At 71.4% G+C, this 19,102-nt stretch carries 18 protein-coding genes and 1 tRNA gene; 8 read left to right on the top strand and 11 right to left on the bottom strand.

All coding sequences use genetic code 11. The features are described from left to right. Positions 1–20: 20 nt before the first annotated feature. The 4 genes from ACSQ18_RS12795 to ACSQ18_RS12780 all read right to left on the bottom strand — a co-directional run bounded on the left by ACSQ18_RS12795 (position 21) and on the right by ACSQ18_RS12780 (position 4,737). Positions 21–1,052, bottom strand: coding sequence for an ABC transporter permease subunit (locus ACSQ18_RS12795; RefSeq protein ID WP_174236257.1), 1,032 nt, complete (start codon positions 1,050–1,052; stop codon positions 21–23). Next, positions 1,049–2,077: an ABC transporter permease gene (locus ACSQ18_RS12790; protein WP_436037796.1), complete on the bottom strand. Its 1,029-nt coding sequence runs from the start codon at positions 2,075–2,077 to the stop codon at positions 1,049–1,051. Before ACSQ18_RS12790 ends, ACSQ18_RS12795 begins: the two co-directional genes overlap by 4 nt. After that, entirely contained in the window at positions 2,074–3,642 is a 1,569-nt protein-coding gene (locus ACSQ18_RS12785) for a sugar ABC transporter ATP-binding protein (RefSeq protein WP_436037795.1), read from the bottom strand. The genes ACSQ18_RS12790 and ACSQ18_RS12785 overlap by 4 nt, the downstream gene beginning before the upstream one ends. Positions 3,643–3,756: 114 nt before the next feature. Then, complete coding sequence (locus tag ACSQ18_RS12780; RefSeq protein WP_436037794.1) at positions 3,757–4,737, bottom strand: ABC transporter substrate-binding protein; 981 nt, start codon at positions 4,735–4,737, stop codon at positions 3,757–3,759. A gap of 259 nt (positions 4,738–4,996) precedes the next feature. Here ACSQ18_RS12780 and ACSQ18_RS12775 point away from each other — a divergent pair, with 259 nt between their 5' ends. From ACSQ18_RS12775 to ACSQ18_RS12760, 4 genes are all read left to right on the top strand, one after another. After that, positions 4,997–5,995: a LacI family DNA-binding transcriptional regulator gene (locus tag ACSQ18_RS12775; RefSeq protein ID WP_436037792.1), complete on the top strand. Its 999-nt coding sequence runs from the start codon at positions 4,997–4,999 to the stop codon at positions 5,993–5,995. A 258-nt stretch (positions 5,996–6,253) separates the two neighbouring features. After that, entirely contained in the window at positions 6,254–7,864 is a 1,611-nt protein-coding gene (locus tag ACSQ18_RS12770; protein ID WP_436037791.1) for a xylulokinase, read from the top strand. A gap of 79 nt (positions 7,865–7,943) precedes the next feature. Further along, positions 7,944–9,446 carry an L-arabinose isomerase gene (gene araA / locus ACSQ18_RS12765; protein ID WP_144806254.1) on the top strand — a complete coding sequence of 501 codons (1,503 nt, stop codon included), beginning with the start codon at positions 7,944–7,946 and terminating at the stop codon, positions 9,444–9,446. A gap of 3 nt (positions 9,447–9,449) precedes the next feature. Next, positions 9,450–10,400 (top strand): aldose 1-epimerase family protein, encoded by a 951-nt coding sequence (locus ACSQ18_RS12760; RefSeq protein ID WP_436037790.1) that lies wholly within the window; start codon positions 9,450–9,452, stop codon positions 10,398–10,400. Between the two features lie 69 nt (positions 10,401–10,469). Here ACSQ18_RS12760 and ACSQ18_RS12755 read toward each other — a convergent pair whose 3' ends face one another. Together ACSQ18_RS12755 and ACSQ18_RS12750 are read right to left on the bottom strand one after the other, a co-directional pair. After that, complete coding sequence (locus ACSQ18_RS12755; RefSeq protein ID WP_436037789.1) at positions 10,470–11,000, bottom strand: hypothetical protein; 531 nt, start codon at positions 10,998–11,000, stop codon at positions 10,470–10,472. Between the two features lie 5 nt (positions 11,001–11,005). After that, positions 11,006–11,416: a DUF4383 domain-containing protein gene (locus ACSQ18_RS12750; protein ID WP_301038099.1), complete on the bottom strand. Its 411-nt coding sequence runs from the start codon at positions 11,414–11,416 to the stop codon at positions 11,006–11,008. 210 nt (positions 11,417–11,626) lie between these two features. On the opposite strand from ACSQ18_RS12750, the gene ACSQ18_RS12745 reads away from it, so the two are divergent. Continuing rightward, the gene (locus ACSQ18_RS12745; protein ID WP_436037787.1) at positions 11,627–12,058 is read left to right on the top strand and encodes a YdeI/OmpD-associated family protein; all 432 of its coding nucleotides are present in this window, start codon (positions 11,627–11,629) and stop codon (positions 12,056–12,058) included. A gap of 12 nt (positions 12,059–12,070) precedes the next feature. Here the strand turns inward: ACSQ18_RS12745 and ACSQ18_RS12740 are convergent, their stop codons facing one another. The 4 genes from ACSQ18_RS12740 to ACSQ18_RS12725 form a co-directional block, all read right to left on the bottom strand. Then, positions 12,071–13,879: a carbohydrate-binding domain-containing protein gene (locus tag ACSQ18_RS12740; protein ID WP_436037786.1), complete on the bottom strand. Its 1,809-nt coding sequence runs from the start codon at positions 13,877–13,879 to the stop codon at positions 12,071–12,073. Between the two features lie 80 nt (positions 13,880–13,959). Beyond that, on the bottom strand, positions 13,960–14,772 hold the full coding sequence (locus ACSQ18_RS12735; RefSeq protein WP_436037785.1) for a polyphosphate polymerase domain-containing protein: 813 nt from the start codon (positions 14,770–14,772) through the stop codon (positions 13,960–13,962). Next, positions 14,769–15,383: a DUF4956 domain-containing protein gene (locus ACSQ18_RS12730; protein WP_436037784.1), complete on the bottom strand. Its 615-nt coding sequence runs from the start codon at positions 15,381–15,383 to the stop codon at positions 14,769–14,771. Before ACSQ18_RS12730 ends, ACSQ18_RS12735 begins: the two co-directional genes overlap by 4 nt. An 80-nt stretch (positions 15,384–15,463) precedes the next feature. Further along, positions 15,464–16,309 carry an SDR family NAD(P)-dependent oxidoreductase gene (locus tag ACSQ18_RS12725; protein WP_436037783.1) on the bottom strand — a complete coding sequence of 282 codons (846 nt, stop codon included), beginning with the start codon at positions 16,307–16,309 and terminating at the stop codon, positions 15,464–15,466. A 135-nt stretch (positions 16,310–16,444) separates the two neighbouring features. Between ACSQ18_RS12725 and ACSQ18_RS12720 the strand changes: the two genes are divergently transcribed. Together ACSQ18_RS12720 and ACSQ18_RS12715 are read left to right on the top strand one after the other, a co-directional pair. Next, on the top strand, positions 16,445–17,134 hold the full coding sequence (locus ACSQ18_RS12720) for an asparagine synthase (protein ID WP_436037782.1): 690 nt from the start codon (positions 16,445–16,447) through the stop codon (positions 17,132–17,134). 73 nt (positions 17,135–17,207) lie between these two features. Beyond that, a tRNA-Arg gene (locus tag ACSQ18_RS12715) sits at positions 17,208–17,280 on the top strand. Positions 17,281–17,381: 101 nt separating this feature from the next. On the opposite strand, the gene ACSQ18_RS12710 is transcribed toward ACSQ18_RS12715, so the two are convergent. Further along, the gene (locus tag ACSQ18_RS12710) at positions 17,382–18,356 is read right to left on the bottom strand and encodes an NAD(P)-dependent alcohol dehydrogenase (RefSeq protein WP_436037781.1); all 975 of its coding nucleotides are present in this window, start codon (positions 18,354–18,356) and stop codon (positions 17,382–17,384) included. Between the two features lie 61 nt (positions 18,357–18,417). Here ACSQ18_RS12710 and ACSQ18_RS12705 point away from each other — a divergent pair, with 61 nt between their 5' ends. After that, on the top strand, positions 18,418–19,059 hold the full coding sequence (locus ACSQ18_RS12705; RefSeq protein WP_436038441.1) for a TetR/AcrR family transcriptional regulator: 642 nt from the start codon (positions 18,418–18,420) through the stop codon (positions 19,057–19,059). Positions 19,060–19,102: the final 43 nt, after the last annotated feature.

The following is a 19,102-nucleotide window of genomic DNA, read 5'->3' as shown; positions in this document are numbered from 1 at the left end:
CACGGGACGCCGCCGCGCCGTCAGCGCCGCTGGGCGCCGGTGCGCGCGACGATCACCCGCTGCATCACGACGAAGACGAGCAGGATGACGCCGATGATGATGCGCGTCCACGACTGCTCGGCGCCGAGGAAGGAGATGACCGTCTTGATCGTGCCGTAGACGAACACGCCGATCATCGACCCGAGCACGAAGCCGCTGCCGCCCGACAGGAGGGTGCCGCCGATCACGACCGCCGCGATCGTGTCGAGCTCGGTGCCGACGCCCGTCAGCGGGTAGGAGGCGCCCGTGTAGGCGGTGAAGACGACGCCGGCCAGGCCCGCGCACACGCCGCTGATGACGTAGACGAGGAGCTTGGTGCGCACGACGGGGAGCCCCATGAGGCGGGCGGACTGCTCGTTGCCGCCGATCGCGTAGACCGTGCGTCCGAAGCGCGTGTACTGGAGCACGAGGATGCCGATGAGCACCACGGTGAGGGCGAGGATGCCGGTCGGGGTGAGGTAGAAGGTGCCCGGGGCGCCCTGCAGGCGCGTGGACTGCAGCCAAAGGATGGCCGGGTCCTCGACCTTGATCGACGACAGGCTCACCATGAACGCGAGACCGCGGGCGGCGAACATCGCCGCGAGCGACGCGATGAAGGGCTGCACGTCGAAGAACTGCACGAGCACGCCGACGGCGAGGCCCAGGAGGGCGCCGAGCACGATCATGACGGGCACCACGACCACGGTCGGGAAGCCCTGGCTCAGCAGGCTCGCGCCCATCATGCCGGTGAAGGCCATGACGGCCCCGACGGAGAGGTCGATGCCGCCCGTCAGGATGACGAACGTCATGCCGACCGCGAGGATCAGCAGGTAGGCGTTGTCGAGCAGCAGCGCCGACAGCACGCGCGGGGTGAGGAAGTTGCCGAAGTAGGCCTGCGCACCCACGAGCATCGCGACGAAGATCACGAGCGCCGCGAAGACGGGGATCCACGAGGCGTGGCGGCTGCGGAAGCGCCGTACGAGGTCGACGACGGGGGATGCCGTGGCGGCGGGCTCAGCGGTCAGGGTGCTCACGAGGCCACCGCCTTCGAGTCGGTGCGGACGGTTCGGACGAGGCGCAGCAGGTGGCCGCGCGTGCGGGGCGACTGGACGAGCACCACGACGACGACCACGACGGCCAGGAAGAGCGGGCTCACCGCGGGCGGGACGCCGAGGAAGGTGATGGTCGACTTCAGCGTCTGGATCGTGAAGACGCCGACGACGGTGCCGGCGAGGGAGAACTTGCCTCCCATGAGCGAGGTGCCGCCGAGCACGACGGCGAGGATCGCGTCGAGCTCGATGTACAGGCCGGCGGCGTTCGCGTCGGCGGCCATGATGTTCGAGCTGTAGAGGATGCCGGCCATGCCCGCGAGCAGTCCGCTGGCGGCGTAGGCGCCCCAGATGATCCCGCGGGAGCGCACGCCGGCCAGCCGGCTCGCCTCCGGGTTGATGCCGACCGCCTCCGTCAGCACGCCCAGGGCCGTGCGGCGCTCCAGGAGGGCGACCACGGCGATCGCGATGACCGACACGAAGAAGGCGAACGGCAGTCCCAGCATGTAGCCCTGCGCCATGAACTTGTAGGGCTCGCTGTTGATCGTGGTGATGAAGCCGCCCGTGATGAGGAGCGCCACGCCGCGGCCGGCGAGCATGAGCACGAGGGTCGCGATGATCGGCTGGATGCCGACCACGGCGACGAGGAACCCGTTCCACACCCCCAGCACGAGGGCGACGCCCACGCCCAGGAGCACGGCGATGATGACGGTCGGGATGCCGTTGGGGTCGTCGGAGCCGGCGATGAAGGTGAGGGCGACGGCGCCCGACACCGCCATGATCGCGCCGACCGACAGGTCGATGCCGCGGGTCGCGATGACGAGCGTCATGCCGAGCGCGACCAGCATGAGCGGCGCGCTGTTGCGGAGGATGTCGATGAGGGGCCCGTAGAGCTGCCCGTTCTGCACCGTGATCGAGATGAAGGACGGCCGCGCGATCGTGTTGATCACGACGAGGGCGAGCAGGGCCGCGACCGGCCAGAACAACCGGTGCTTGAGGATGGCGTTCATGCCGCGTTCTCCGGCTTCAGCTGAGACGGCGACGTCTCAGCGGTGATCGAGGGGGCTTCTTGGGCGATGACCTCGACGAGGTCGTCGACCTGGATTCCGGACGAGTCGAGTTCGCTGATCTTACGACGATCGCGCAGCACGACGATGCGCTGCGAGATGCGCACGACCTCCTCCAGTTCGGAGGAGATGAAGATGACCGACAGTCCCTGCGCCGACAGTTCGGCGACCTTGCGCTGGATGTCGGCCTTCGCGCCGACGTCGATGCCGCGGGTGGGCTCGTCGAGGATGAGCAGCTGCGGTGCGGTGGCGAGCCACCGCGCGAGGAGCACCTTCTGCTGGTTCCCTCCCGACAGGTTCTTCAGGAGCGCGTTCGGGTTGGCGGGACGGATGCCGAGGGCGGCGATGTACTCGTCGACGATGGCATCCTGTTCGGCCTTGCCGATCTTGCGGAGCGCGCCGCGCTGGGCCTGCACGCCGAGCACCATGTTCTCGGCGACGGTGAGGTCGGCGATGATCCCCTCCGCGCGGCGGTCCTCCGACGAGAACGCGATCTTGCGGTCGATGGCGTGCCGGGGGTTCGTGATGCGGGCGTTCGTCCCGCGGACGGCGACGTCGCCGGCATCCGCTCGATCGGCGCCGTACAGTAGCCGGACGAGCTCGGTGCGGCCCGAGCCGAGGAGGCCGGCGATGCCGACGACCTCGCCGTCGTACACGTCGACGTCGACCGGCTCCAGCACGCCCTTGCGGCCGACACCGGCGGCGCGCAGCACCGGGATGGCGCTGCGGTCGATGTCGCGGTCGGCGGCGCGGGAGATCGCGTCGAGCTCGTCGAGCTCCCGGCCGATCATCTTGGCGATGAGCTCGCCGCGCGGGAGTTCGGATGCCAGGTGCTCGCTCACGAGGCGGCCGTTGCGGAGCACGGTCAGCCGGTCGGAGATCTCATAGACCTGGTCGAGGAAGTGGGTGACGAAGAGGATGGCGACGCCGCGGCCCCGGAGGTCGCGGACGACGGCGAAGAGCTGCTCGACTTCGCCGCGGTCGAGGCTCGAGGTGGGCTCGTCGAGGACGAGCACGCGCGCGTCGGTGACCATGGCGCGGCTGATGGCGACCAGCTGCTGCACGGCGATGGAGTGCGAGCCGAGCGCGGAGTGGGTGTCGATCGTGACGCCGAGCGCGCTGAGGTGCCGTGCCGCTTCGCGGTGGGTCGCGCGCCAGTCGATGCCGCCGAGTCGCCGCACCTCGTGGCCGAGCATGACGTTCTCGCCGACCGACAGGTTCGTGCAGAGGTTGACCTCCTGGTACACGGTGGAGATCCCGGCGGCCTGCGCGTCGGCGGTGGACCGGAAGACGCGCTCTTCGCCGGCGACGACGATGGTCCCGGCCGAGACGGAGTAGACACCGGTCAGCGCCTTGATGAGCGTCGACTTGCCGGCGCCGTTCTCGCCCATCAGCGTGTGGACCTCGCCGGCGCGGAGGGTGACGTCGACGTTGTCGAGCGCTTTCACTCCGGGGAATTCGACGGAGATCCCGCGCATCTCGACGACGGCGGGGGGAACCTCGGTCATGGCAGCAACTTCCTGTCCGCGTGGGCGGTTCGACGTAAGGGGAGGGAGGAGGGGGCCGGCCGGAGCCGGCCCCCTCGTGGTGGGGATCCTGCGGTGAGGACCCTCAGGTGAGGATCAGTACGGACGCGAGTCCAGGACTTCCTTCGCCTGCTCCTGCGTGAACGACTGGTCGGGCACGATCGTCTTCTTCTCGACGGTGTCGCCGGCGATGACCGCCTTGACGAGGTCGGCCGCCTTCTCGCCGAGCAGCGGGTTGCACTCGACGATGAAGTTGAACTCGCCGTTGGCGAGCGCCGTCATGCCGTCCTTGACGGCGTCGATCGTGACGATCTGGATGTCCTTGCCGGGGGTGAGACCGGCGGCCTTGATGGCATCCAGGGCGCCGAGACCCATGTCGTCGTTGTGGGCGAAGAGGACGTTGATGTCCTTGCCGTACTTCTGGAGGTAGCCCTCCATGACCTTCTTGCCGCCGTCGCGGGTGAAGTCACCCGTCTGCGAGTCGAGCACGTTGATGTCGGTGCCCTCGATCGCCTCGCCGAAGCCGGTGGCGCGGTCGAGTGCCGCGGACGAACCCGTCGTGCCCTCGAGGATCACGAGGTTCGCGCCCTTGCCGTCGAAGTTCTCCTTGACCCACTCGCCGGCCGTACGGCCCTCCTGCTCGAAGTCGAGGCCGACCCACGACGCGTACAGGTCCTCGCTGGCGGAGACCGTGCGGTCTTCCAGGATCACGGGGATCTGCGCGTCCTGCGCCTCCTTGAGGACATCGTCCCAGCCGTCGACCGTGATGGGCGCGATGACGATGGCATCCACGCCCTGGTTGATGAAGCTGCGGACGGCGGCGATCTGCGCCTCCTGCTTGTTGTCGGCGGCGTTGAAGACGAGTTCGAAGCCGTTCGCCTCGGAGAACGCCTCCTTCATCGACTCGGTGTTCGCCGAGCGCCAGCCCGACTCCGAGCCGGTCTGTGCGAAGCCGACCTTGATCAGGTCGCCGTCGCCGGTGGTGCCGCCGGGCTCCTCGGTCGTGGTGGAGCACCCGCTGACAGCCAATGCCAGCGCGCCCAGCAGGGCGACGCCGGCGAGCATCTTCTTGTTCATCCCAGAAACCTCCTCGTTCGGGACCGACGGTGCGACGTCGGTGTCGTAGTACAGGTCTGCCGTGACCCTGTGCTCGGAATGTTAGCCTTCACAATCCACATCGACGCAACATGTGAGCGATAACATTCTGGTAACAGAGGCGCACCTCGGGGTGGTTGCGGTCGGGCTTAGTCCTGGCGGATAGTGCGTGTGAGTGAGCGATCACATTTGACGTTGTGGTGACCGTGGCATCCGTCGTGTGCGCGCTAGCCTGGCCCGCATGAGCGATCGAGGCGCGCGGGGTGCGCGGGTGGGAGTCCGCGAGGTCGCCGCCGCGGCGGGGGTGTCGACGCAGACCGTCTCCCGCGTCCTGAACGGTCACCCCCACATCCGCCCCGAGACGCGCCGCCGCGTCGAGGAGGCGATCGCACGCCTCGACTACCGCATGAACAACGCGGCCCGGGCGCTGGGCACCGCCACGACCCGCACGCTCGGCATCGTCGCCAGCGACGCCGCCCTCTTCGGACCCGCCGCCGGCATCGCCGCGCTCGAAGCGGCCGCGCGCGCGACGGGTCGCTGGATCACGACCGCGTACGCAGACGGCGCGGAGCCGGATGCCGTGGCCGAAGCCGTCGACCACCTCCTCGCGCAGGGCGTCGACGGGATCGTCATCGTCGCCCCCCACACGGGCTCCTTCGAGCGGCTCGCGCGCGCCGGCCTCGGCGTGCCGCTCGTGGCCCTCCACGGTGGCACCGGAGCCGAACGGCAGGCGGCCGGCGCCGCTCTCGCCGTCGATCACCTCGTCGAGCGGGGGCATCGCCGCATCGCCGTGCTCGCAGGGCCGGCGGCGTGGAGCGAGGCGACCGTGCGCGCCGACGGCGTGGCATCCGCTCTGGCCCGACACGGCCTGACCGCGGTCGCCACGTGGGAGGGCGACTGGTCGGCCGAGAACGCGGCCGGCCGCGCGGCCGAGGTGGCGGCGGCCGTGCGGTCGCCGGAGGGGCCGACGGCGATCGCGGTCGCGAACGACCAGATGGCGCTCGGCCTCATCGCGGGGCTCCGGGAGCACGGGGTGAGGGTGCCCGACGACGTCAGTGTGACCGGCTTCGACGACAATCCGGATGCCGGCTTCTACCTGCCCGCGCTCACCACCGTGCGCCTCGACCTCCCCGGCGAGGCCCGCCGCTGCGTCGACGAGCTGCTCGGCGTCGCCGAACCCGCCGACGGACGCCCCGCCGAGCTCGTCGTCCGCGCCTCCGTCGCCGCGCCCGCCGCGTGAGCGGGGCGCCGCGGTTCGCGCGCCGAAACCACACGTTCCCGCCGAAACCACATCACCGCCGCGCGCAAGGGGTGTGGTTTCGGTGGAGGGGTGTGGTTTCGGTGGCGGGGTGTGGTGTCGATGCGGAGCCGCCGCGCCGTCCGCACTAGCGCCTGCCGTGTGTTACCGGTAACATCACCCCAGGGCCGCGCGCGACACACCGCGCGCCGAGCCCGCGAGACCCACCGCACGACCCCGCACGAGACCAATGGAGGAACCGTGACCCCGCACGAGCAGGATGCCGACGGCACGCGCCCGCTGGCCGACACCGTCCGCACGGGACGCACGGCCCTCGGCATCGAGCTCGGGTCGACCCGCATCAAGGCGTGCCTCGTCGACGCCGACGATCCGTCCCGCGTGCTCGCCGTCGGCGCGCACGAGTGGGAGAACGCGTACGTCGACCGCGTGTGGACCTACGCCGTCGACGATGTGTGGGCCGGCGTGCAGGCGGCCTACGCCGCGCTCGCCGCCGAGGTGCGCGAGCGCTCCGGCGAGGAGCTGCAGACGATCGGCGCGATCGGCGTGTCCGCGATGATGCACGGCTATCTGGCCTTCGACGAGGCGGGCGAGCTCCTCGTCCCGTTCCGCACGTGGCGCAACACCTCCACCGGTCCGGCCGCGGCGGAGCTCAGCGACCTGCTCGGTACGAACATCCCGCTCCGCTGGTCGATCGCCCACCTGCGTCAGGCCGAACTCGACGCGGAACCGCACGTCCCCCGCATCCGTGCCCTCAACACGCTCGCCGGCTACGTCCACGAGCGGCTCACGGGACGTCGCGTGCTGGGCGTCGGCGACGCGTCGGGCATGTTCCCGATCGACTCGGCGACAGCCGACTACGACGCCGAGCTCGTCGCGCGCTACGACGCCGTCGCGGCCACGCCGCCGCTGACCGAACTGCTCCCGCAGGTGCTCGTGGCGGGGCAGGATGCCGGTGCGCTCACCGCCGCCGGAGCCGCGCTCCTCGATCCCACCGGCGCGCTCCAGCCCGGCATCCCGTTCTGCGCGCCCGAGGGCGACGCGGGCACCGGGATGGTCGCCACCGGCGCCGTCGCCCCCCGCACCGGCAACGTGTCGGCGGGCACGAGCATCTTCGCAATGGTGGTGCTGGAGCGTCCGCTGGCCGCGCAGCACCACGAGCTCGACCTGGTCACGACCCCCGCGGGCGACCCGGTCGCGATGGTCCACTGCAACAACGGTGCGAGCGAGCTCGCCGCGTGGGCGGGACTGTTCACGCGGTTCGCCGAGGCATCCGGTGCGCCCCGCGACCCCGACGAGGTGTACGGCACGCTGTTCGCGGAGGCTCTCGACGGAGAGCCGGATGCCGGTGGTCTCCTCGCCTACAACCACCTGGCGGGGGAGCCGATCGTCGGCACCTCGGAAGGTCGTCCGCTCGTGGTGCGCACGCCCGACAGCCGCCTCACGCTCGCGAACTTCATGCGCGCGCAGCTGTACGGCGTGTTCGCGACCCTGAGCCTCGGCATGCGCGTGCTCGACGGCGAGGGCGTCGCCCTCGACCGTATGTTCGCCCACGGCGGCATGTTCCGCACCGCGGGCGTCGCCCAGCGGTTCCTCGCCGGGGCGCTCGGCGCGCCGGTGGCCGTCGACGCGACCGCCTCCGAGGGCGGCGCGTGGGGGATCGCGGTGCTCGCGGCCTACCGCATCGCCGGCGGCGACGCCGCGCTCGGCGACTACCTCACCGACACGGTCTTCGCGTCCGCCGACGTGCGGGTCGTCGACCCCGACCCCGCCGATGTCGCGGGCTATGCCGCATTCCTCGACCGCTACGCCGCCGGCCTCGACGCCGAACGCGCTGCCGTCGCCGCGCTCTGACCGGCATCCCCCCCGTCACCTCCCCTCCACCGACGCTCGATCCACTCCGACCCACCCCGGCATCCCGAAAGGACCCGCCATGCCCCTCTCCACCTCTCTCGATGCCTACACCGTGTGGTTCGTCACCGGCAGCCAGAACCTCTACGGCGAGGAGACGCTCCGCCAGGTCGCCGAGCAGTCGCAGGCGGTCGTCGCGGGCCTCGACGGCCTCCCCGTGAAGGTCGAGTGGAAGCCGGTCCTGAAGGATGCCGACTCGATCCGCCGACTGGCGCTGGACGCCAACGCCGACGACTCCGTCATCGGCGTCATCGCGTGGATGCACACGTTCAGCCCCGCGAAGATGTGGATCTCCGGCCTCGACGCGCTCGACAAGCCGCTCCTCCACCTGCACACGCAGGCCAACGTGGAGCTGCCCTGGGCCGACATCGACTTCGACTTCATGAACCTCAACCAGGCCGCCCACGGCGACCGCGAGTTCGGGTACATCCAGACGCGCCTCGGTGTGGCCCGCAAGACCGTCGTCGGCCACGTCTCCAACCCGGCCGTGCGCGGACAGATCGAGGACTGGGAGCGCGCCGCCGCCGGCTGGCAGGCCGTCCGCACGCTCAAGCTCGCCCGCTTCGGCGACAACATGCGCTACGTCGCGGTGACCGAGGGCGACAAGACCGAGGCGGAGCTGCGGTTCGGCGTGCAGGTGAACACGTGGGGCGTGAACGAGCTCGCCGAGGCGGTGGCCGCGGCATCCGACGCCGACATCGACGCGCTCGTGCAGGTGTACCTCGACGAGTACGACGTCGCCGACGAGCTGCTGCCGGGAGCGGAGCGCCATCAGTCCCTCCGCGACGGCGCGGCGATCGAGATCGGCCTCCGCACGTTCCTCGAGGCGGGCGGCTTCGGCGCCTTCACCACGTCGTTCGAAGACCTCGGCGCCCTCACCCAGCTGCCCGGTCTCGCCGTGCAGCGCCTCATGGCCGAGGGCTACGGCTTCGGCGCCGAGGGCGACTGGAAGACCGCGATCCTCGTGCGCGTCGCGAACGTCATGGGGGCAGGGCTCCCGGGCGGCGCGAGCCTCATGGAGGACTACACGTACGACCTCGTCGCCGGCGACGAGAAGATCCTCGGCGCGCACATGCTCGAGGTGGCGCCGTCGCTCACGACCGCCAAGCCGCGCCTGGAGATCCACCCGCTGGGCATCGGCGGCAAGGACGACCCGGTGCGCCTCGTCTTCACCGCCGACCCCGGCCCCGCCGTCGTGGTGGCGATGAGCGACATGCGCGACCGGTTCCGCCTCGTCGCGAACGTCGTCGAGAACGTCGAGGCCCCCGACCTGCCGCAGCTGCCGGTGGGCCGGGCCGTCTGGAAGCCGGCGCCCGATTTCGCGACGAGCGCGGCGTGCTGGCTGACGGCCGGCGCCGCGCACCATACAGTCATGTCGACGGCCGTCGGCATCGAGGTGTTCCGCGACTTCGCCGAGATCGCCCGTACCGAGCTCCTCGTCATCGACGAGGCGACGACGGTCCGCGACTTCCAGCGGGAGCTCCGCTGGAACCAGGCCTACTACCGACTCGCACAGGGACTCTGACGCATGGCACGCACCCCCCTCTCCGGCACGCAGCACACGCTCCGGGCGGGTGACGACGCGGCGGTCATCGCCGCCGTCGGCGCCTCGCTGCGGTCGTACCGCCACGACGGCCGCGACCTGGTGGTGCCCTTCGACGCCGACGAGGTGCGGCCCGGCTATCGGGGCGCCACGCTCGCGCCGTGGCCGAACCGCATCGTCGACGGGGCGTACGCGTTCGGCGGCACGTCGTACCGGACGGCGCTCACCGAGCCCGAGCGCGGGCAGGCGCTCCACGGGCTCGCCGCCTGGCTCGACTTCGTGGCCGTCGACCTCGGACCCGATCATGTGACCCTCGCCGCGACGATCGAGCCCCAGCTCGGCTACCCGTGGCGCGTGCGGATCGAGACGACCTACGCGCTGTCGGCGACGGGCCTCACCCAGACCGTGACCGCCACGAACGAGGGAGTGGATCCCGCGCCGTTCGGCACGGGTCCGCACCCGTACCTGGTGGCCGGGCCGAACCCGCTCGACTCGTGGACGCTGACGCTTCCCGCCGACGAGGTGCTGGAGACGACGCCCGACCGCCTCTCACCGACGGGCCTCGCCCCCGTGACCGCCGACGCCGAGCGCTTCGACTTCCGCGAGCCGCGCCGCATCGGCGCCGTCGAGATCGATCACGCCTTCACCGGCCTGACGAGGGATGCCGAGGGCACCGCGGCCGTGCGGGTCGTCGACGAGGCCGCCGGCACCGGGGTCGAGATCGTCTTCGACGGCGCGTGCCCGTGGGTGCAGATCCACACGGCCGACCAGCCCGACGGTGCCGCCTCGCCCGCCCACCGAGCAGGGCTCGCGGTCGAGCCGATGACGTGCGCGCCCGACGCGTTCAACGACGACGCCTACCCGTTCGACACGGGACTGCTCGTCCTCGAGCCGGGGCGGTCGCTGTCGGCATCCTGGCGTATCGCGGCCCTGTAGCGACCGCCCTCTGCGCACCGGTCAGGCGCCGACCGGGAGCCGGGCGCTCGCGGGGCGCTCGCCGAGGGGTCAGTGGTCGTGCGGCTCCACGACGAAGAGATCGTGGCTGCTGTGGTCCGGGGCGAGGCGTCCGGCCTCGGTCGATGCCAGCGCGGGGGTGACGAGACCCGCGACCGCGACGGCACCGAGGACGAATCCGATCACGGGAGGAACGCCCGCGACGACCGCGTGCGGCGACGGAGCACGCCTCGTACGCGGCCGCCGCGAGCGTCCGATCGTGACGCCGATCACCGCGTCGAGCGCGATCGCGACGGCGACCGCCGCGACACTCGTACGGGCGGGATCGGCGAGGAGCGCCGTGCCGGTCGCGATCACGCCGATCAGCGCGACGCCCAGCCCGGTGCGGTCGAAGGTACGGCCGGCCATGCGCAGAGCGCCCCAGCCGAGGGATGCCGCACCGACGACGACGAGGAGGATGCCGGCCGCGCGCGGCGCGGCATCCGTCCCCGTCAGGATGCCGGCGCCGAGCGCGAGCTGGATCAGCCCTGCACCCCAGGCCGCCAGCGGCGGCCAGGAGCGCGTGAGCCCGGCGGTGGACATGATGGTCAGGCCGTCGCGATGCGGCCGGTGGTGCGCTCGGCGCCGATGCCGACACCCAGGAGCACGAGAGCGCTCGCGAGGTGCAGGAAGTGGTCGAACGTGTTGAGCGCGAGGATGTTTGCGGCGGTGCCGACGAGGAAGAACCCGACGACGCCGAGCAGCAGGTAGGCGGCACCGACGATGGTGTTCACCGTCTTGGCCGCGCGCGCCGAGGCGAGGCCCGCGATCAGCAGCGCCGCGCCGATGAGGAGGTGGGCGACGTTGTGCAGCGGGTTGACCTCGAAGATGCCGAGGAGGAGACCGCCCGAGGTCGACAGGAAGCCGACGCCGCCGGTGACGGCGAATCCGAGCAGACCGACGAGCAGGTAGACCGCTCCGAAGATGGTCGCCACGAGACGGTTGGGTGACGTGCGCATGAGTTACTCCGTTCTGAACGCGGCGGTCACCGCGTCTCCAGATGGTTCGGAGACGTCGCCGGAACGGATGGGTGCGGATCGGTTCCGCGCCCGAGGCGATCGTCTGCGTGGTGGGACACCCCCCGGCTTGGGGGGAACACCACCGTAGAAGCGCGCGTCCGTCGGAAGACAGGGGTTGCTCCCGCGGCGTGCGGATGGTAACCACAGGGCATGCGCTTCGAGACGGTCATGCGGCAGCAGGGGAACAACACGGGCATCGAGGTGCCGGCGGAGGTGATCGACGCGCTCGGCGGCGGCAAGCGTCCGGCCGTGGCCGTGACGGTCAACGGCTACTCCTACCGTTCGACGGTCGGCGTGATGGGCGGGAGGTTCCTCATCCCCTTCAGCTCCGACAAGCGCGCGGCATCCGGGCTCGCGGGCGGCGATGCGCTCACGGTCGACCTCGAGCTCGACACGGTCCCGCGCACGGTCGAGCTTCCCGACGACCTCGCCGCCGCGCTCGACGGCTCCGGCGTACGCAGCGCATTCGACGCGCTCTCGCCGAGCGCGCGCAAGGCGCACGTCACCAACGTGGAGAACGCGAAAGCCGCCGAGACGCGGACACGACGGATCGGGGCCATCGTGTCCGCGCTCGGCGGCTGAACCGCGAGAGCGTCAGGGGCGCTGGCCGCCGGGGCCGCCCATCCCGCCGCCCATCTCCGACGAGGTCTGCTCGCCCGCCACTCCGGTCGCGACCGTCGTCGAGCCGCTGCTCCCCACCTCGGCCAGTCCGCCGAGGATCGTGTCGCCGACTGACCCGCCCGACACGAGGGTGTACGTCTCGCCGTTGACGATCGTGTCCGCGGAGTAGACGACGCTCTGGGCCTGCTTCGACGTCGTGAACGACGCGACGGCGTCACCCGACGAGTCGACGACCGTGAGCACCGTCCCGGCGGCGATCGTGCCCGAGACCGTGAACTGCACGGTCGCCTGGTCGGAGTCGGCCGACGGCGCGACCGCCATGCCCGACGAACCCGCCGCCAGCAGCACGCCGCCGGAGATCGTCATCCCCCCGTCGGCGTCGAGCGCGCCGTTGTTGTTGGCGGTCGGTCCCGACACGACGACCGTGCCACCGGTTTGCGTGATGGCGCCCTGGTTGACGTCGAGGCCGTCGCCCCCGGCATCCACGAGCAGCGTGCCGCCGCTGATGAGCATCGTCATCTCGGCCGAGCCTTCGTCGGGTGCCGTCACGTTCGTGCCGTCGTCACTCGCGGTGACCGACGTGTCACCGCCGGAGATCGTGATCTGGCCGCCTTCGAGGCCCTCGACGGACTCCGTGATCGTCGCGGTTCCCGCGGAGACGACGAGCTGCAGATCGGCGTGCACGCCGTCGTCGCCCGAGGCGAGAGTGAGCGCCGCGCCCGCGAGGTGCGCGTACGCGCTCGCGTTGATCGCGTCGTCGGCGGCGTCGACGCTCAACTCTCCCGCCTCGAACACGGCGATCACGCCGGCGGTGACGCCCTTCGCGCCGCCGTCGGAGGCCCCGGTGGAGGCCCCGCCGCCTGCGACGATCGACACGCTCCCGCCGGTCGTGACGACGTCGGTCGCCGCGTCGATCCCGTCGTCGCCGCTGGTGAGGGAGACGGTGCCGCCGGCGACGAGCACGTAGCCGCGTTCGGCCGCCTCCTCGTTGTCGGACTTGAGGCCGTCGCCGCCGGCGTCGACGGTCACCTCGCCGTCGCGGATGACGAGGTAGTCCTTGCCGCGGATGCCGTCGTCCACCGCCGTCACGTCGATCGTGCCCGATTGGATGACGAGGCCGTCGGCGGAGGCGATACCGTCGTTGCCGTTCCCGGTCACCGTGAGCGCGCCGGTCCCGGTGATCGTCAGATCGGCCGCGCTGTACAGGGCGGCGTTGGCGGTGGCGTCCTCGGCGTACGACGAGGCATCGCTCAACGTGTTGGTGGAGCCGTCGGCGAGGATGACGACCGCTTCGTCGGCGGCCTGCACGTCGATCGCGGCCCCGGCATCCGTCGCGATGTCGACCCCGTCGAGCACGAGTCGCACCTGCCCGTCGGCGTCGCTGGTGACGACGATCTGGCCGGTGTAGTCGCCGGAGAACACGTAGGTGCCCGGCTGGGAGATCACGACGGTCGCGCCGTCCACGGCCGCGCCGTCGCCGGTCACGGTCGCCGACGACCCCGACAGTTCGACGGTCGTCGCCTCGGCGGCATCCCACTCGTCGTCGTCGGTCTTGTCGTGCGTCTCCTGGTTCGCGGCGAGCACGTCGGCGGCGGTCTGGGTCGCGTCGGTCGCACCCGTGAGGCTGGAGGTGGTCTCGGTCGTCGCCGCCTCCGCGGTCGCGACGGATGTCGCGCCGGTGGTGGCGGTGGTGGCCGCCGAGCAGCCCGCCAGAGTGAGGGCGAGCGCGAGGGCGGGCGCCGCGACGAGCCAGAGGCGGCGGGGGTTCTTCGGAGAAGTCATGAGAGAGGTCCTTTCGGGAGGGCCGGGAGGGCCGGTCGGTCTGAGAGACGGAGGGTTCGGTGGATGCCGGGCCGTGCGGGTCAGGCGGCGTCAGCGGGAACGAGCGGGGATGCCGCGGCGAAGTGCCGCGTGAGGGCGCGACGCCACTTGTGCGACGGCAGAAGCGGGTAGAGCGCCGCCATGCCCGTGCCGTACTTCGACAGCGAGGCGGGGCGGTGGCCGTGCCGCCACAGGGTGCGGTCGAGGGCGCCGGCGCGCTGGCCGGACTTCGTCTCGACGATCACGGAGCGGGGGAGGGTGAGTCCCCGCCCGTCGGCGGCGATCCACGACAGGTCGAGATCGATCGTCGCCCGCGACGCGTCGCCGCGGTCGTCGGCCGGCAGCAGCAGGGTGGCGCGGCGGTACCGGGTGACGAGCACGGGCGTGAGAGCAGCGGCGAGGTGACCGGCATCCGGGATGCCGGCACCGGTCAGCATGTCGGCGGCGTACGCCACGGCGTCGTCGTCGAGTTCGTCGCCGGCCACCGGCACGCGTTCCTTCACCGTGGCCGAGCGGGACCCGCGGGTCTTGACCTCGAGGAAGGAGCCGCCGGAGTCGACGTAGGTGCGGGCGCGCACCTTGAAGCGGCGCCGGCGTCCGCGTGCGGCGCCGAAGTAGCTGTCGAGGTCGGGGGTGTCGAAGTACTGCGACGCGTACCGCAGGGCGTGCTCGCCGTCGATCTCGAGCACCTCGCTGCCCGCCGGGAGGTCGGCGAGCACGGCGGGCAGTGCCGACGCCGGCAGCAGGTATTTGCGGTCGACGCGCGTCTGGAGCTCTGCTTCGGCGTTCAGCCGGTCGAGTCCGACGGTGTCGAGTGCTCCGAGGCGGTCGAGCACGCGGGTGCGGGCGCTCATCGGGTCACCTGCGCGATCGACTCGTGCGCGGGGGATGCCGTGGCCGCGCCCCGCCGCGACGCGCTGTCGGGGCGGGCGCTGTAGCGGATGTCGACCGTCGTCGTGTCGGAGACGAAGTCGAGGTTGCGGATGGTGAGGCGGTGCACGGGCGCGTGGAGGAGTGCTTCGACGGCGATGCGGGCGTCGGCCTCGTCGGGGTAGGCGCGGTCGAGCACGAGCGTCTGCTCCCGGGAGCGCCGCAGCAGGGCGGGGCTGTCGACCACCGCGAGCACGCCGACGACGAGCAGCATGATGCCGGCCGTGGTCCACGTGATCGTCGTCGACAGTCCCGCGACGAGCCCGAGGGCGAGGGCGGCGAGGTAGTACGCCATCTCGCTCTGCTCGATCTCGCGGGAGCGGAGGCGGATGATCGAGAGGACGCCGAAGAGGCCGAGCCCGAGGCCGGCGCCCACGGTCGTGTCGGCGAGCACCATCGAGACGGCGAGCACCCCCACGTTGACGCCGACGAAGGCGACGGCGAGGTCGCGACGGCGGTGGCGGGGGTAGTACACGCCGAAGGCGAGCACGACGATGGCGACGAGGTCGACGGCGATGACGGCGAACAGATTCATGGGCTTCTCCTGACGTGGGGTCCGGAGAACCATTGAGCCGCGGGGCCCTATGCGGTTCCTATGCTCCGCATCGGCTGCGTTTACGAATCCTGGAGCGGTGTCGTCGTGTCCGTCGCCTCCCGGAGGGGGCCGCGCATGACGCGCCAGTACCCGGCCGGGGCGAGCCGGGCGAGCACGTCGACGAGCCGCGCCTCCCGCCCGACCATCGTGCGCGGACGGCGGCCGACGGTGGCCGCGACGATGCGGCGCGCGGCATCCTCGGGTTCGGTGTGGTACATCCGCGCCTGCGCTTCGGCGGCCCGCCGCGCGATCGCGGGGTCGAGGGCTGCGGCGACGCGACCGTGGAGGATGATGCCGGTCTTCACGCCCGCCGGATAGATCGCGCCGACCGTGACCGTGCTGCCCTCCAGCTCGTGTCGGAGCGCCTCGGTGAACCCGCGCACGGCGAACTTGCTCATCGCGTAGGGGATGCGCCCCGCCGGTGCCGCCAGGCCGTAGATCGAGACGAGGTGGGTGACGTGGGCGGCCGGTTCGCGGCGGAGGGCGGGCAGCAGGGCGCGGGTGATGTTGACCGTTCCCCAGAGGTTCACGTCCATGAGCCAGCGCATCTCGGCCATCGTCAGCTGGTCGATGCTGCCGAGCATCGACGACCCGGCGCACGTGATGAGGGTCTGCACCCGCGGATGCCGTGCCGCGATGTCGTCGGCGAGGCGCTCGACGGCGGCGTCGTCGGCGAGGTCGACGACGTGCCGCGTGTGTCCCTCGCCGGCGAGCGTCGCGGCGACCGCGTCGAGGCCCTCCGGGTTGCGATCCACGAGCGCGATGCGCGCGCCGCGCGCGGCGAGCTGCCGGGCGACCTCCGCCCCCATGCCGCTCGCGGCGCCGGTGATGACGCTCGTCGCGCCTCTGACATCCAGTTCCGGCATCCTCGCCGCTCCTCGTCGTCCTCGTCGTCCGGTGCTCGTCCGGTTCGTCGGTGTTCTTCCGCGGGCCGCCGTCCTGCCGCCGTCGCGCCGCTGGTTCGGCACGATTTGTTCCGCCCCTGCGGTCGATTCTGTCCGATGAGGTTCCGTAGGATCGAGAGCGGGAGTGTCGTGGCGGAGAAGCGGAAGCGGGTGCGCACCCGCGATGTCGTCGCCGAGGGTCTGTACATCGCCTCGGCGGCCACTCGACTGAGCCTGAAGAACCGCATGCTCGTGCACATCCTGGCCGAGGGCGAGGACTTCGACGTCGAACGCTACGAGGCCGAGGCTCGCGAGGCGCTGCTCACGCTCGCCGACGAGGCGCAGGCCGATGCCGAGCGCACCGAACGGCAGCGCAAGCGCGCCCGCCGCCGCCACAGCGAGTCCGACGGCACGCACGACTACCGCAGCCGCGACGTGGGCAACCTGCGTCGCAGGCAGAAGCAGTCGCTCCACGTGGCCCGTGAGCTCCGCGCTCGCGCCGACGACGTCGAGGAGCTGCGCAAGCTCATCAACGACGCGCGCGACGTCGCGTGGGTCGAGGTGGCGAAGAACATCGACCGCACCCTCCGCATCGAGGCGGCGCGCCCCGACCTCGAACCCGATTACGAGCGCATGCGGATCGCGCGCATGCAGGCGCTGCGGCTCGTCGACCTCCCCAAGCTCACGTCGCGGCGTCGCAGCATCGCGAAGCAGAAGGAGCTGCGCGACAAGGGCGAGCTCCCGGAGGCGACGACGGATGCCGGCCGACCGGCATCCGTCGACTTCGACCCGGCCGAGCTGGAGTAGCGGCCGCCTCGATTCGGTCGAACCGGCCGCGTCATGTAAGCTGGTCGCTGGCCTTCGCGAGAGCGGAAGTCATGCGCCCGTAGCTCAATGGATAGAGCATCTGACTACGGATCAGAAGGTTAGGGGTTCGAGTCCCTTCGGGCGCACACTGTGTTGAGACAGTACGCCGAAAGCCTGCGGATTCCGCAGGCTTTCGTGGTTTCCGGGCGCGGGGCGTGCGCCGCTCGCGGCGATGACGGCGCGATTCTCAGCACGTGAGATCGATGACGACTTTGCCCCGCACGTGGCCGGACTCCAGCATCGCGAGCGCCTCGGCGTAGTCGGCGAGTGCGAACGTACGCGCGATCTCCGGGCGCACCGTGCCGTCGCCGAGCCAGCCGGCGATCGCCGCCAGGTCGTGGGCGCGCACAGTGGCGAACACTCCGCGAGCGGTGACGCGATGCAGCGCCCCCGCGACCGTGCGGCTCAGCAGGCTCGTGGCGGGGCCCAGCAGCCGTCCGCGCGACACCGAGCCGACGGTGACGAGGCGTCCGTGCGGCGCGAGGTGGCGCGACAGGCGTCGCACCGGCACGGTGGCAGCCGTGTCGACGACGACGTCGTAGGGGCCCGCGGATGCCGGAAGCTCCGCCGTCCGGTCGAAGATCGCGTCGGCGCCGAGATGCCGAAGGAAGTCGACGTGGCGGGCGGAGGCGACGGCATCCACTCGGCGTGCGCCGAGCGTGCGGGCGATCTGGACGGCGAGGTGGCCCACTCCTCCCGAGGCTCCCCACACCAGCACGCGCTCGCCGTCGGTGAGCGAGCCCGTGTCGCGCAACGCCTGCAGTGCGGTGAGCGCGGCCATCGGGACGGCGGAGGCCGCGGGGAACGACGTCTCGTCGTCGATGCGCGCCAGCCGATGCGGCTTCGTTCGTGCGACCTCGGCGAGCCCTCCCGACCCGATCGATCCGAGCACTCGGTCGCCCGGCGCCCATCCCGAGTCGGCGGGCGCGCTGCGCACCGTGCCCGCGATGTCGGCGCCGACGATGCGCGCCTCGCGCACGCGCCAGCCCTCGCTCGCGCGGAGCACCCACGGCTCGCCGCGGTACATGTGCCAGTCGAAAGGGTTGAGGCTCGCGGCGGCCACGTCGACGAGCACCGTGTCGGGGCCGGGCTCGGGCTCGGCGACCTCTTCCAAGCGAAGACCTGATGCGGGCGTGTAGCGGTCATAGACGACGGCCTTCATGGCATCCTCCGTATTTACACTGTAAGTCTGGCGATCACTTTATACTTACGACGTAAGCCGAATCAAGGAGACCTTCATCGCTCGTACCCGCCTGACGCGTGACGCGATCGTCGACGTCGCGTTCGCTCTCGCCGACCGCGACGGCATCGATGCGCTCTCGATGCGGCGGGTGGCCGGGGAGCTCGGGGTCGAGGCGATGTCGCTCTACAACCACGTCTCCGACAAGGGAGACCTCGAGACCGCCCTGGTCGGCCGGGTATGGGCGGCCGTCGACCTCGCGCTCGACGAGCCCGACGGGCGGAAGGCTCTGCACCGGCTCAGCGGGTCGGCGCACCGGGCGCTGCGTGCGCACCCGTGGTTCTTCCGTCTCTCGCTGCCGCGCAACGGCGGAGTCGAGCGGCTCACGGTCATAGAGGCGACGCTCGGTCACCTCGCGCGGCTCGGCCTCGACGACGGGCTCGTCTTCCACGCGCTGCATGTGATCGACGGCTTCGTCTACGGCTACTCGTGGCAGGCGAGCGAGTTCGACGGGGTCGACGAGCCCGCGGACGCCGACATCGAGCGGATGCTGGAGCCGTACCCGCGAATCCGCGCGCACGCCGCCCAGCACGGCAGTGGTGACATCGCCGGCGACGGGTTCGACATCGGCCTCGACCTGCTGCTCGACGGGCTGCTGCTGCGCGCGCAACCCGGCGTCGGCTAGGCCGCGTGGATCTCGTCTGATGCGTTGCAGGTCAGCGGCGACG

It is taken from the genome of Microbacterium sp. LjRoot45 (genome assembly GCF_964253325.1).
GTDB lineage: Bacteria > Actinomycetota > Actinomycetes > Actinomycetales > Microbacteriaceae > Microbacterium.
This window is presented reverse-complemented; position numbering and strand designations above follow the sequence as displayed.